This window comes from Brevibacillus choshinensis, assembly GCF_016811915.1.
GTDB classification, from domain to species: domain Bacteria; phylum Bacillota; class Bacilli; order Brevibacillales; family Brevibacillaceae; genus Brevibacillus; species Brevibacillus choshinensis_A.
Genome location: NZ_CP069127.1, coordinates 3,387,831 through 3,401,752, shown reverse-complemented (window position 1 = coordinate 3,401,752; position 13,922 = coordinate 3,387,831). Strand labels below are relative to the sequence as shown.

13 protein-coding genes and 1 pseudogene are annotated in these 13,922 nt (G+C 49.9%); 10 read left to right on the top strand and 4 right to left on the bottom strand.

Annotated features, from left to right (window positions below):
- Window positions 1–193: 193 nt before the first annotated feature.
- The 3 genes from JNE38_RS17135 to JNE38_RS17125 all read right to left on the bottom strand — a co-directional run bounded on the left by JNE38_RS17135 (window position 194) and on the right by JNE38_RS17125 (window position 3,247).
- On the bottom strand, window positions 194–823 hold the full coding sequence (locus tag JNE38_RS17135) for a cell wall hydrolase (protein WP_203254868.1): 630 nt from the start codon (window positions 821–823) through the stop codon (window positions 194–196).
- A gap of 246 nt (window positions 824–1,069) precedes the next feature.
- Window positions 1,070–2,299 (bottom strand): MFS transporter, encoded by a 1,230-nt coding sequence (locus tag JNE38_RS17130; RefSeq protein WP_203254867.1) that lies wholly within the window; start codon window positions 2,297–2,299, stop codon window positions 1,070–1,072.
- 252 nt (window positions 2,300–2,551) lie between these two features.
- Window positions 2,552–3,247, bottom strand: coding sequence for a peptidylprolyl isomerase (locus JNE38_RS17125; protein WP_203254866.1), 696 nt, complete (start codon window positions 3,245–3,247; stop codon window positions 2,552–2,554).
- 141 nt (window positions 3,248–3,388) lie between these two features.
- Here JNE38_RS17125 and JNE38_RS17120 point away from each other — a divergent pair, with 141 nt between their 5' ends.
- The 10 genes and pseudogenes from JNE38_RS17120 (at window position 3,389) to JNE38_RS17075 (ending at window position 13,209) form a co-directional block, all read left to right on the top strand.
- Window positions 3,389–4,537 carry a trans-sulfuration enzyme family protein gene (locus JNE38_RS17120; protein ID WP_203254865.1) on the top strand — a complete coding sequence of 383 codons (1,149 nt, stop codon included), beginning with the start codon at window positions 3,389–3,391 and terminating at the stop codon, window positions 4,535–4,537.
- A gap of 137 nt (window positions 4,538–4,674) precedes the next feature.
- The gene (locus JNE38_RS17115; protein WP_203254864.1) at window positions 4,675–5,262 is read left to right on the top strand and encodes an RNA polymerase sigma factor; all 588 of its coding nucleotides are present in this window, start codon (window positions 4,675–4,677) and stop codon (window positions 5,260–5,262) included.
- On the top strand, window positions 5,234–6,307 hold the full coding sequence (locus JNE38_RS17110; RefSeq protein ID WP_203254863.1) for a PD40 domain-containing protein: 1,074 nt from the start codon (window positions 5,234–5,236) through the stop codon (window positions 6,305–6,307). The genes JNE38_RS17115 and JNE38_RS17110 overlap by 29 nt, the downstream gene beginning before the upstream one ends.
- Window positions 6,308–6,324: 17 nt before the next feature.
- Window positions 6,325–8,559, top strand: a complete 2,235-nt coding sequence (locus tag JNE38_RS17105; RefSeq protein ID WP_203254862.1) for a hypothetical protein — start codon at window positions 6,325–6,327, stop codon at window positions 8,557–8,559.
- Window positions 8,553–9,479 (top strand): ABC transporter ATP-binding protein, encoded by a 927-nt coding sequence (locus JNE38_RS17100; protein ID WP_203254861.1) that lies wholly within the window; start codon window positions 8,553–8,555, stop codon window positions 9,477–9,479. The genes JNE38_RS17105 and JNE38_RS17100 overlap by 7 nt, the downstream gene beginning before the upstream one ends.
- Window positions 9,479–10,345: an ABC transporter permease gene (locus tag JNE38_RS17095; protein ID WP_203254860.1), complete on the top strand. Its 867-nt coding sequence runs from the start codon at window positions 9,479–9,481 to the stop codon at window positions 10,343–10,345. Before JNE38_RS17100 ends, JNE38_RS17095 begins: the two co-directional genes overlap by 1 nt.
- A gap of 30 nt (window positions 10,346–10,375) precedes the next feature.
- Window positions 10,376–10,546: a hypothetical protein gene (locus tag JNE38_RS17090; RefSeq protein ID WP_203254859.1), complete on the top strand. Its 171-nt coding sequence runs from the start codon at window positions 10,376–10,378 to the stop codon at window positions 10,544–10,546.
- Between the two features lie 84 nt (window positions 10,547–10,630).
- Window positions 10,631–11,286: pseudogene (locus JNE38_RS17085) on the top strand (aminoglycoside 6-adenylyltransferase).
- A 104-nt stretch (window positions 11,287–11,390) separates the two neighbouring features.
- On the top strand, window positions 11,391–12,824 hold the full coding sequence (locus tag JNE38_RS17080; protein WP_203254858.1) for an ATP-binding protein: 1,434 nt from the start codon (window positions 11,391–11,393) through the stop codon (window positions 12,822–12,824).
- 82 nt (window positions 12,825–12,906) lie between these two features.
- Complete coding sequence (locus JNE38_RS17075; RefSeq protein ID WP_055747121.1) at window positions 12,907–13,209, top strand: DUF1292 domain-containing protein; 303 nt, start codon at window positions 12,907–12,909, stop codon at window positions 13,207–13,209.
- 71 nt (window positions 13,210–13,280) lie between these two features.
- Here the strand turns inward: JNE38_RS17075 and JNE38_RS17070 are convergent, their stop codons facing one another.
- Window positions 13,281–13,658 carry a YflT domain-containing protein gene (locus JNE38_RS17070; RefSeq protein WP_203254857.1) on the bottom strand — a complete coding sequence of 126 codons (378 nt, stop codon included), beginning with the start codon at window positions 13,656–13,658 and terminating at the stop codon, window positions 13,281–13,283.
- Between the last annotated feature and the right edge of the window lie 264 nt (window positions 13,659–13,922).

Below are 13,922 nucleotides of genomic sequence, written 5' to 3'. Positions count from 1 at the left end.
TGTGTGGTGCGTTACCCACAAGAGTGCTCGAAAAGTCATTCAAACAAGAATATCGGGCTTTTTCTCAATGCGTTGAAAAAGTGCTTACGATTACAAAATAGCAAGCAAAAGTAAAATGCAGATAAAATAAAAATAAAGTATTATTAAATTTTACTGCACTTTCTTTTTTCAACATGTGTTCGATCGCTGTCGCTCATCGGGCAAAAGTATGATTGCCGATCACGACCGTCTTTGGCCGAGAAAAAATCCAATCGGAAGTCGCTGTATGTGGATTAAAGAAATAAAGCGAGCCATTCGTTGGATCCTTTCCGTTTACAGCATCCTGCACCGCTCGACGTGTACTATCATTGGACTTGTGTGGCAAAGTGCCATTGCGTACCGGAGAAAATGCATTCGGTGAAATAATCACTTCCCGAACGGAATTGGGAAATTGAGATGACGCTACCCGATTCAAAACGACAGCAGCAATTGCCACTTGTCCCTCATACGGTTCGCCACGGCCTTCCGCGTAAACTAGCCGGGCAAGCAGTTCCATATCCCGCTCAGATACTTTAACTTTTCCATTACGTATCACTCGTGGCCGCTGGTCTCGGCTTACCGAAGCCATTTGGCGCACAGCGGTGGTTTCGGAAGTTTTGGGTTTCGCTTTTGGTTCTTGTTTCGCAGCACGTATTGCGGAGGCATCAGGTAGTTTTACGAGAGCAGGTGTTGCTTCAATCGGATGAGGTGCTGAAGCGTTTGTGGGGGTGACGAAGAGGCATAAAAGCATCAAACCAAAACTATTTGTCCAGAAAAATAAGCGCGTTCGCGCTTCGCGTGTCATAAAAATGGGAACCACTCCTTTTCGCTTTTTGCTTTTGATTGCGGAAGCGAATCGGGTCATTTGCAAGTCTATCGACATTGTCCTGACGGTTCAAGAGGGAAATGGTTCCATAGAACTATTTTCGTTCAATTTCAAGCCCTGTTTTGCGCTGAAAATAAAAACGGTGGGCCAGCCAACACAACCAAAAAAGGGTTTGACTGGCCGTTGATTGCTGTTCTCGTTAACACCTTGCTTATCTCATGCTTTTCAACGGGTGTGGACGTTGCCTGCCTTTCGCAACAGTGCTGACATCGAAATGATGATCCCCATTGTTGCAACGCCCAAAAGGCTTGCCACAATCAGGTATCCGATTGCGGCTCCAGTCGAATCGATCATCATCGTGAACAAAGCGAGCATGAGCAATCTGATCAACGTCCCGACCGATCGAAAAAAACTCATGACTCTACCCATGAAATGATTCGGGAGGAGCACCATGTAGAGGGTCTGCCGGGTAAGTCGGGTAGAAACGTTGCACCAGCCCACAAAGGTGGACAACAAGATGAAACTGATACCATTTGGAAAAGCAATGGTCAGAATGAGAGCGATGGCCATCAACAAGTAATGACCCACCATGAATGCAAAAGATCCGACCTTTTTGCTGAGCAGCGTAAAGAGGAATCCAGCAGCAGCAGCCCCGATCGAATACGTCACCTCGGCGAGGGAATATATATGGACATCCTCCCTCAGGGTTTGACTGACAAAGATGGGATTCAACAGGTTTACCAGCATGACACTGATAAAGGGGATCAAAGCAGCCACTCCAAAAACCAAGAAACCGCGCATTTGCCGAATAAAGAGCCAGCTTTCCAAAAACTGCTCCGTCCATGGGGCCATCTGTGATATCACGTTCTGTTGGTCCCGTGCAAATACGTAGTCCAATCGGGACATCAGCAAATATGCGCACAGATAGGTCAAAGCATTCAGCACAAGAACGATATGAAGACCGAATGGCGCCAGCAGGAATCCGGCGAATGCTCCGGCCAGCACCAAAGCGGTCTGGTTTTCGATTTCTAACAGAGAATTGATGACCCTGAAATCCTTCTGTTCAAACGTCTCTTGAATAAAAGCTGCCTGAGTCGGCTCATGCAGCTGAAACAAAAGGGTAGCTGCCAAAAAAATGAGCACCAGCATCCATTCCTCATAGTCACCCCGGAACCCCCAGGCTGCCAAAACGGCCAGCGTCAAGAAGCCCCCCAAATGTTCTGCTTGCAAAATCGTCTTGCGAGAGAAACGGTCAACCAAGGTGCCTAAATAAGGTCCGGCGAGGAGGGTCAGGATAGATGAGATCAGCATCGTCGAGCCGAGCAGGCTGGCAGAACCGCTTGTTTCTACCAGATACCAGGAAATGCCAATCATTGTCATGCCTTGACCGAATCCGGAAAACAAGTTAGCGAAGAACAGGTTGCGAAAATTGCGATTTTGGAAAACCTCTTTCATCTTTTCACTCCTTCAAGCATTTTCAGGGCGAAGTGGATGGCATGTGGCCCATCCGGTAACAAGCCCTAAAAAAAACATAAAGGGAGCCTGAGCGCAGAGGAAAATAGTCCTCTTCTGCGATCAGGCTCCCAGTATCCCGTGAGCACTCTCATTTCCTATATTTTATCAGTATTTTTGGAGTATAGCAACAATAAGCGATGGATGTAAAAACACCACTGCTGAGAATGGCAGTGGTGTTTGGCATGAGAGACCTTATTTTTCAGTAATGGTTACAGAATTGATCTTGATGGTTTGTTCAGGAGTGCTTTGCTCTCCGGTTTGCGGGTTGTTTTTCACTTTTGTTCCCGCGATTTTTTGAACCACGTCCATTCCGGCAGATACTTTACCGAAAATCGTGTAGTTCGGGGAGTTTTTCAGACCCTCGACATCTTTTCCTGTACCGATGAAGAATTGGCTGCCGTTTGTGTTCGGACCCGCATTGGCCATAGCTACGACCCCAACCTCGTAGTTGTGGCCATTGTTCAGCTCATCCTGGAACGTGTAACCGGGGCCGCCGATACCAGAGCCGAGCGGATCACCGGTTTGGATCATGAAATCTTTGATGATGCGGTGGAAAGTGACGCCGTCATAAAACTTGTCCTTCGCGAGGAATACAAAGTTATTTACGGCAATTGGCGCATCCTTGGCAAACAAGTCCACCGTGAAGTCACCCATCGTCGTCGAAATTTTTGCTTGGTATGATTTCGCTTTGTCAATTTGCATAGCTGGAGCTTTCTCATACTTTTTGGCGCCAGTAGGACCAGGCGGTTGAGCAGGTTCGTTGGATGCAGGTTTTTCAGCAGGAGCCGGTTGTGCTGGCGGAGCCGTCTGATTACCCGCACTGGAGCATCCAGTGACCAAAGCGATCGCTGTCAGACAAGCGAAAATCGTAGGGAGTAGTCTTTTCATCTCAAGCACCTTCCTTTGCTTCTTCCCTGAGTGGGAGTTTCGGTTTCGAATTATAGCATACCTAATAGGGTGAATGCCAATCCACTAGTCGCATTTCCATTGTGCGTGATATGATGGGAGAAAAAGGATTAGGTGATCAGCATGGGAGAAAGATTTGAAACCAAGACCGTCCATATCGGGCATCAGCCGCTGCGTCAGGTGAAGAGCAAGTCAACCCCGATCTACCAAACGTCCGTTTTCGCATTCGAAGGGTTGGAAGACGTTGAGCAATATTATGCTGGCGAAGGGGAGTACTTGTACACGAGAAACGGGAATCCCAACCAGGCGGAGCTTTCAGATGCCATCGCGGCGCTGGAAGGTGCGAGTGCAGGAGTCAGTGCAGCGTCCGGTATGGGAGCGATTATGGCTGGTCTGCTCGCAGTGCTAAAGCCGGGTGATCACGTCTTGGCGTCCCATGAAATCTACGGTGGAACATACGCACTCTTGCATAAGGAGCTTTCCCGATTCCAGATCGAGCTGGAATGTATGGATCTGAATGAAAAACAGACGCTGGCTGATCATGTGCGCCCTACTACCCGGCTCTTTTTCATGGAAACCATCACGAATCCATTGCTGACCGTGGCAGATATGCCTTATTGGATCAAGCAGGCAAAAGAGCATGGGCTCACCGTAATGATAGACAATACGTTTGCGACCCCTTATCTGTTACAGCCCATTTCACTTGGGGCCGATCTTGTCGTCCATAGCGCGACGAAATACATCGGCGGACACAGTGATGTGACGTCGGGTGTACTCGTCGGATCCGAAGAGCTGATAGCAAGAGCGCGAGAGATCGTGGTCAGCTACGGGGCGTCTCTTAGTCCGTTTGAAGCATGGCTGACCTCGAGAGGCCTGAAAACGTTGGCGCTGAGGATGGATCGTCAATGCGACAACGCCAGTGAGGTGGCTGGCTATCTCGCACAGCATCCTGCTGTCAGAAAGGTGCATTATCCGACTCCTGAGGCAACCCGGTTCTTCGCACGTCAAAAGCAGGGAGCGATGGTCTCCTTTACGCTTGAGGATGAGAGCAAGATCTACGAGTTTTACCGTGCCTTGCAGTGGATCAAATTCGCCCCGTCCCTGGCAGGAGTAGAGACAAGCGTATCTCATCCTGTCACGACGTCGCACCGTGCGTTTACAGAAGAACAGAGACAAGCCTCAGGAATCACCATGGGCCTCGTCCGGCTGTCTGTCGGCATCGAATCCGCTGCGGATATCATTGATGAATTGGGACGAGCACTTGAAAAATAATGGGAAAGAAAGTTCACGAAATCTGTTACTTTCTTCTTGTTCAAAACGTAGAAACTAGATAGAGCAGAACAAGTTTGTCTGAGCGGCAGGTTCGATCGTGAATCGTGAGCTTTGCAGTCAGGCTGGAGGAAAACGCAATGGGAATGGCAATCGAGCGTTCCGCGCAACCATCGGCCCAATCGAATGGGGACTTTTATGAATCTCGTCCATTTACGGAACTGTATGACGAGTATTTTGATCGCGTCAATCGTTACTTGCGATGTCGTGTCCAAAATACATGGGACGCAGACGATTTGACCACTGTGGTATTTTTAAAAGCGCTGGAAAAATTTGATCAATACAGTAGAAGAAGTCCGTTCGCTTCCTGGATCTTTCGAATTGCACACAATACATACGTAGACTTTATGCGAAAGAACAGGGAGCTGCCGGTAGATCAGGAGGATTTGCTGGGGGCAGAGCAGGACGACACATGGCAGCCGGAGAGGCAGGCGTTGACGAAGGAAGAAATTCGCCTGCTTCGTGACCGGCTCGATTTGTTGTCACAGGACCAAAAAGACGTTCTGATGCTCCGCTATTTTGCCGATCTCAAAATCAGTCAGGTGGCCGAAGTTTTAGGCAAAACGGAGTCGAGTATAAAAATGATTTCTTACCGTGGTCTACAAAAACTCCAGAAGATGTACGAAAAGGGGGATCCGAATGAAAAGTCAGGATCAGCACCCCCGTAAACGGGAAGAAGAGCAGACGGTAGCGTCCCTGCTGACACACTTGCAGCAAATGCGACGATCAGTCCCTGTGAATTACCAGCTCAAAGCCGATTTGAAAAAGCAGTTGCTCGAACGGATGAAAGAGCTCGAAATGCAAAAGAACGACAGCCCTGTTTCTCCGCCATCTGGCAGACGCAAAAAATGGATCAATATCGTAGCGGCAGCGATGCTGCTGGGGGTTTTCATAGGTACGTATGTCTGGTGGGATAAAGACGTGCTGGCGGTAGAAGAACGGAATGTCCTGTCCATGCCGATACAGACGACGGAAGAACAAATCGATATCAATCCTGCAGGCACTCAAGTTGCATACGTGGGTCCAAACGCGGTGGTTCGCACGCTTTCTCTGGATCAGAAGAAGCATCCGGTGACCATATCGCTGCCGCCGACAAAAGGAAGTTATCGAGCGATCGCATGGGCCAATCGCAGCAATCAGGTGGCCGTGGTGGAGCAGCTTTCTGGCCAGTCGCGCATCTGGATCGTCGATTTACCGGATCAGAACAACGTTAGCAGCAGTCGCTTGCTGAAGGAAGAGGATCGCGTCACCTATCACTCTCCCACATGGTCGCCGAACGATGAAACCATCGCTTACACCCGTGTGAAAGATGGGACGGAAGAAATCTGGATGAGCAGTACGGTCTCGTTTCAGGAATGGAAAATGGCAGAGGGCTCCCAGCCCGAGTGGTCTCCTGACGGTCGCTACCTGGCTTTTACCAAAGAGGGAAGCATTCATGTCATGGAGATTCGGACAGGCAAAGTAACCGTGATGGGAGAAGGAAAATGGCCATCCTGGATGGACGATCTGACTCTCACTTACACGACGCCGAAGGGAACGTTGGTGGAAGCGCAGCTGGACGAGGGGCGTGTCGTCCAAGTGGAGCTGGGACTTCCAAGTCTGTCAGGTGAACAAGTGGTGAGAGGCAACTGGGCAGCGGAAGGCAAGCAATTGCTCCTCGTCCATCATGACGAGCAACCGGGATCACTCGTCATTTCTTTGGCGTCACGATAACGAGCGGAGGAACAAGCATGAGATGGAGATGGATGTTGCTTCTGGCTGCGGTCTGGTTGACACTCGGGGTACGACCTGTACAGGCAGAGAGCAACATGGAAATAGATGTGGATGTACCACTCGGTGGGATAATCAAATACAATGCGTGGACGAGACTGGAGGTGAGCGTCACTGCCCAGGACATTCCTTTCCATGGGTATGTGGAGCTCTCCAAAAGGAAATCGTCCAAAGGCTCTCATGAATCTGCTCTCCGGCAGCAAATAGATCTTGAACCCGGAAAAAACACTGTGGTGAATTTTGATTTGCCGGCGCAAGTGCTGTTGGATGAATGGTACATACGGTTATCGCAAAACGGTCAGGTCATCCAGGCAGAAAAGCTGCGCATGCCGTACCCAAAAGATGGCCAAACGATCGGCATCATTCATGAAGGTGCTAGCGCATTTCACTTCCTGGCGATCCAGCAATCCCAAATGACGATGGGGATGCCGTATTCGATCCAAAATCTGAATGTCGAATCGCTTCCTTCAGAATCATGGATTTACCAGAATCTCGATGTTCTCGCCTTGGGGGGCAAGCAGGCCTCGCAGCTGCAGAAGGAGCAGGTACTAGCCATCGAGGAATGGGTCAAGACTGGGGGCTTTCTCATTTTGTCTGCAGGTCCTGGCCAGGATGATGTCGTCAAGCCTTTCCAAAAGGAATTGCCCGTCGCAGCAGGCCATAGCGGTCAGATGAGCCTGAGCAGGGGACTGCAGGCATATACCGGTGAAAAAGTCATTCCAGAAGGTCAGATTGCCGTCTACAATCGCGATCTGCCTTTGTTTACTTCCAAAGCCGTGGGAGCTGGCCGCATTCTTTTTGTGAATTACGATGTAACCGCAGAGCCGCTGGCATCCTGGCAGTACAATTCTCAGCTTTGGCAAAATGTGCTGGAGCGGCATGGCGGGCTGCAAATACTGGAGCAGCATACATACGTGGATCAAATGATTCGTCCCTTTCTGGAACTAAGCAGGCAAATCCCTGGCGTACAGACGCCTGCCCCAATCTGGATGGTTGTCCTGTGGGGAGGCTATGTTCTGGTGGTTGCGCCTCTCACCTATTTCGTGCTGAAGCGAAAAGAGCGGAGGCAGTGGGCATGGGGTATCATTCCAGGATTCGCGGTATTGCTGACCTTCGGGACATTTGCTGTCGGCAAGCCGCTCGTGGTCAAAAGCAGTGCCAGCTATACGATTTCTGATGTGCGAATCGTGGATGATCAACTGGCACAGGTGAAAACGGCTTCTACGTTTTTGGCAGTCGATCGCGATCAATACGACGTGCAAGTGGAGGAACCATTGGTCGCCTTGCCTCTAGCCCTCGGGAAAAACGACTATGAGCCGGAAGGGATTACGGATGGCAAGAAAATATCCTATCGAAACGTTTCCTATCTGACGCCGAAGCAAGCGATCGGATTTGGCATGCTGCCTGATGCAGGGCAATTTACTGCGTCCTTAACGGTAAATGGTGACCATCTTCAAGGGAAGGTGAGGAACAATACCCGATTTGCACTAGAGTCGTCCTTTCTGGAGGTAGGTTTACAGCGAATCCCCCTGGGAGCTATGACGATTGGGGAGGAAAAGCAAGTCGATATTAGGCTTGACCCGTTGTTCATGCCGCGTCAATCAGCCGCGGGGAACAAAGAGACGACGTCGGAGGAAAGACGGAAGCAAATGCAGGAAAGCGTTCTAACCTACAGCCGAGGGCACGAGGTGCGGGTATTGGGGGTCAACACGCAGGAATTGCCCTTGCTGACGATGCAGGAGCCCCATCAAAGCCAGTACTGGAATGTCATTCACCAGACGATTCCGCTTGGGCCTGACTCGCGAGGAATCATTACGTACCCATATGGACTCCTGGATGTTGTGGTCCGGGAAACCTCTGGTGATTACGATTCGAATTCCGCTTATCTTTGGGAGCTTGGAAAGGGGAGCATCACCTTTGAATTGGAAGCGGGAGAGGCGAAGCTCGACCTCGAAAGGGTGATTGTACCTTTGGAGCACAGCTCGTTTCGACCGTTTCGCATCGAGGTTTTTGAGCAAAAAACGGGCAGGTGGCTGCCGCTCGAGCGTGGAAAACGGTTGATGTTGGACAAGGAACTGGCACAGATGCTGACCCCTCGAGGCACGCTGCTGCTTAGGTTCTCTCACGACGGCACCCCGCGCCTTACCCTGCCAACACCGTTTTATCAGGTAGAAGGGAGGGAGCGGACATGGTAATCGAAACGCTTCACTTAAGCAAACGATACGGCAATGTGCAAGCGTTGACGGATCTAAACCTTTCGATTGAGGCTGGAAAAGTATTTGGCTTTATCGGGCCGAACGGAGCTGGAAAGTCCACCACGATGCTCATTCTGTCGACTTTGCTGGAACAGACAGAAGGGGATGCTTTTGTGTGCGGGTACAACGTGCGCAAAAATCCGGAAGCTGTTCGTCAATCCCTTGGCTATATGCCCGACTTTTTCGGGGTGTATGACAATTTGACCGCAGTGGAGTATTTGGAATTTTACGCAGGTGCCTTCAAAATTCCCGCGCGAAAGCGTTCCAGTCTGGTCGCGGATTTGCTGGAGCTCGTGAATCTGTCTCATAAGGCAGACGCCTACGTCGATTCCCTTTCACGCGGCATGCAGCAACGTCTGGGGCTGGCGCGCTGCCTGGTGCACGACCCTTCCGCACTGATTTTAGATGAGCCGGCTTCGGGGCTGGACCCCCGTGCACGAATTGAGCTGCGGGAGATCATCAAGCAGCTGCGGGGCATGGGAAAGACCATTTTGATCAGCTCTCACATCTTGCCGGAGCTGGCGGAGCTTTGCGATGAGATCGGCGTCATCGAACGGGGCCGTCTGATTGCTTGCGGCTCGGTTCACGAGGTGAGCAAGGATCGGGGACGCACTCTGATGGAGCTCAAGACGCTGGGCCATGAGGAAGAGGCGGCACACTTGTTAAATCAATCCGGCAGAGTATTTCAGCTGGAGGAATACGTAGATGGATTCCAGATTCGTTTTGAAGGCAATGAGCAGCAAAAGGCGGAATTACTTCAGCAATTGATCGCTGCAGGGATTCCTGTCGTCTTTTTCGGTGATGCCAAAGAGAATCTGGAGGACATGTTTTTGGCCATCACAGAAGGAGTGAGTGGGTGATGGGGAGCTTCTTTTTCAATCCGATACTCGTCAAAGAAATGCGGGAGAGGTTCCGCTCAAAAAAAACGTTTTGCATTCTCGCGATTTACCTGATCGTAATGGGGGGGATTCCCTTGGGATTTTTGCTGATGGATCCGATCCGCGCTGGATCCCTCGGCGAGAATCGCAACCTGTTTTTGATCTCAGCGAGCATTCATTACGCCATGGTATGTTTTGTCGCACCTGCCCTAACCGCTGGGGCCATTAGCGGAGAGAGAGAGCGACAGACGCTGCACATCCTGCTGACGACGCAGCTCTCCCCGAGTACGATTGTGCTGAGCAAGCTGATCACGTCATTAGCGTTTTCCTCGTTATTGATCGTAGCATCCATGCCTTTATACAGTGTAGTCATGCTCTACGGGTCGGTTTCCCCTGAGCAAATGGCTCAACTGGTTGTCTTTTTAGGGGTCAATGTCTTGTTTCTCGGGTCCTTGGGATTATTCTGCTCGACATGGATCAAGCGGACGTCTGTCAGTACGATTACCGCTTATGGGATCGCGTTCTTTTTTATTGTCGGGACGGGCCTCCTCTTTCTGTTCATCGGGGAGTCCCTGCAGCAAGCGTATCCAGATCGGTTTCCCGACGCGGGTGTATGGAATCTTCCTGAGTTGCAGATGCTGGCGGGAATCAATCCTGCCGTAGTCCTGTTTGGCATCTTAGGTGAGTCGATTGCCGATGTCGATCAGCTCTCGTTTTCCCCTTGGCTGTTTTTCGCCTGCTTTTATTTGGTGCTCACTGCTCTGCTCATGTGGTGGAGTGCGTATTTGTTGAGACCGGTTCGGCGTACATGGTTGAGTTGGAAGAAACGCCAAAATCGTGTAAAATAAGAGGCGTGTTGGAAAAGGGAGGGTTTCTCAGTGAGCGAGCAAGAGGTACAAATCGTCGACTTTGAAGAGATGCTGCGGTTTATCGAAAGCCGCCTCGCTTCCGCAGGAACGTATGTGAAGCGGGAAGCGATCATTACCATTTTGCAGGCAGAGGAAGCATTTCTCCTGGAAAAAGGGATTTTGCAAGAATACAGCGAGTAAGCAAGGACAACCTGCCAGAATGGTGGGTTGTTTTTCGTAACGGATACATTCGTCCAAATGGGCAAGAAGAGAGAAGTGCCTGACGTGAGAGGGGAGCAAGAAATGATGCAGATGCTGATCCAGTTTGCGAGGAACGATCAGCGAATCCGGCTTGTTACACTGGAAGGCTCTCGGGCAAACAAGAAGACACCTTGATACCTGTGGACGAAGTGGAGGATTATTTCACGAATAGCGATGGATTAGTCGAGGTCTTGCTTGATAAGGATAAGCTCGTCAAAGGGGAGGTAACGGCAAACGACAGCCAGTATTGGATCAAAAAGCCGACTGCCCGTGAGTTTGACGATTGCTGTAACGAATTTTGGATGGGCTCGACGTACGTGGTGAAAGGACTCGCGCGAAAAGAAATGTTGTTCGCCGTCGACCATCTTCATGAGATCGTGAGGCCCAATTTGCTCCGAATGATGGCATGGAAAATCGGTTCTGAGCATGGGTATTCCTTCAGTGTCGGGAAAAATGCAAAATACATAGAACGTTATCTTCCAGCACAAGATTGGGACGCATTACTGTCTACTTATTCGCAGAATGGCTATGCGAGCATGTGGCAATCGCTTTTCACGTGCTACGCGCTGTTCCGAAAATACGCGAGAGCGGTGGCAGAGGGTCTCGGATATCCGTATCCCGCGTACGACGAGGCCATCACCACCTACACCAATAAAATCAAACAGTCTTGCAGCAGGTGACCGCCTTTTGACGATAGTAACAACGCAGGAAAAGGAGGAAAACGAGGGACGACGGTGAAATGGTTGTGGACCGGAATTCGTGTGACAAAAGAGGTGCATGCTGATTGCAGATTCGTAATGTTGGCTACTGGGCAGTTCCGCCGAACAACGATGAGTTTCGTACGGTGGAAAATTTATATAATCATATTTTTAAATATTCACGCAATCAAGACGGGGAGCTCATTGCGCTGTTGTCAGAAGGAAAGCTCGCACACGAAATGGGTCTGACTACCGCAGCTGTCAAAGGGAAACGACTGCAGGATATCTTACTGAAGACCAACGAAGAAGACATCATGACCATTTACCATAAGCCTTATGAGGGCATTGTCGTAGAAATTGAGTCAGCGATCGGGGACCGGATTTTTTGGACCACGCTCTCGCCGATCTATGCGGAGGATGAAATCGAGGAAGTCATCGGGACGACCTTGGAAATTACCGAACGCAAGCGTATGGAGCAGCAGCTGTTAGAGGCGGAGGAATTGTACCGCAGTCTGGTAGAGGACACATTGGTCGGCGTGTATATCGCCTACGTAGAGCACCCGGGTTTCGTTTATGTCAATCCTCGATTGGCTGAGATCTACGGGTATACACAGGATGAGATGGTGAAAATGACGGCTGCCGACCTGGTGATCCCAGAGGAAAGATCGGTCATCTATACTCACCAGCAAAGGCGAATGGATGGTGATCAAACGAGTATTCGCCATCAGTTTCGCGGCTTATGTAAAAATCAGACGGTCATTGATGTGGAGGTCCTGCAAAAGACGACCATGTACAAGGGAAAGCCTGCTGTCATCGGAATCCTGCAGGATGTCACCGAACGCAAGCATGCGGAGGAGCTGATCCGCAAGTCGGAGCTGCTCTCCGTCGTCGGTCAAATGGCAGCAGGCGTCGCTCACGAGATTCGCAATCCGTTAACATCACTAAAGGGCTTTGTCCAGCTTCTTCAAACGTTCCCGAACGGCAAGCCGGAATATTTCCAAATCATGCTGTCGGAGCTCGATCGGATTGAGTTTATCATCAGTGAATTTTTGGTGCTGGCCAAACCACAGATCGTTCATCATCAGCCTCGGGATATTCGGCGCATGCTGGAGCAAATTGTCATGCTTGCAGACACGCATGCCATTTTGCACAACGTTCAGATCGTCACCGAAATACCCGAAATGCTGCCCAGCATTACCTGCGAGGAGAAGCAGCTCAAGCAGGTCTTCCTCAATCTGATGAAAAATGCAATCGAATCGATGTCGGAAGGGGGAGTGGTTACGGTAGCAGCAAAGCATGTGGAGGACAAGCTCCTCATCACGTTTACCGATCAAGGCTGCGGGATCCCCGAGGAGTCATTGGAAAAGCTCGGTGAACCCTTTTTCACTACAAAAGAAACCGGGACAGGGCTTGGCCTCATGGTTAGCCAAAAGATTATCGCGGAGCACGGCGGTGAAATACACGTTCGGAGCAAAATGGGCATGGGGACATCGATGGAAGTGCAATTACCCCTGCGATAGTTATATTCGCCTGTTTGCTTCTGCCGGAAAAAAACGGTATGATGGAATCGAGAACCAATAACATCGTAAGGACGTGAACGCTTTGACGGAAGAAAATAAAGATCTCGAATTGGGCGACATCATTACTCTGGATGACGAAAATGGTGAACCGTTGGGTGATTTTGAAGTAATCGCATTGTTCGACCTGAACGGTAAAGAATATATTGCCTTGACTGAAGCCATTGAAGATGAAGAAAGCGAAGAAGAACTGGACGAAGAAGTGGATATCTTCGTTTTCCAAGTGGATGGCGGCGAAATGGTTCCGCTGGAAGAAGACGAGGAGAGCACTGTATACGCAAAGCTCAACGAAGTCCTCGAAGGCATCGAACTGATCAAGGAAGACTAATCGATTTTTCGTCTCAAACACAAAGCCACCGCTTGGTATAAAACCAGGCAGTGGCTTTTGGCTTACATGGGTTAATCGTTCATCTTGATGATGTTGTCCTTGAGATCCCGAACAACCAGCAGACATGTATAGTCGGTCTCTTGCAGCTCACGGAAGAGAGAGGAGCATTCGTCCTTGGTCAGGCCCAGCTTTTCCAGACGTGTGCGCAGCTCTTCTCCCCCATTGTCAAAAAAGTGGGCTTTGCTGTCGATATCCCCCACAGCACTTTCAAAATGCGTGCTGTATTTATAAAAATTGTTCCGTTGATTGGAGTGATTTTTATCGGGATTCCACTTCAACACCCAGATATCGTCTTTGTGGTAGCCCGATGAGTTCAACGCCTGAATGTCCGATACGAGTTCTTGATCATACTTATGGAATTTGACAAAAGGCTTGGTTGCACTAATCATGTCGTTCCCCCTTTTTCGCGTAGGAATCGCTGCCTTACTAGGGTGTCCAGACAAAAGTGGGGGATGAATGGAAAAAGTTGTGGTTTCTCTTTGACCTTTCTTTACCAGTAATGCTAGACTATACTATGGAAAACAACGATGAAATCGGCCATCTCGCTCGGGCGAGGTGGCTTTTTTGCCCCGTTTGTGTGCCAGGATTGAATACAATGGGAAGCTTACGGTACAATAGCGATTAAGTGTTCGCTTTTTTGGGCACACGAAAAG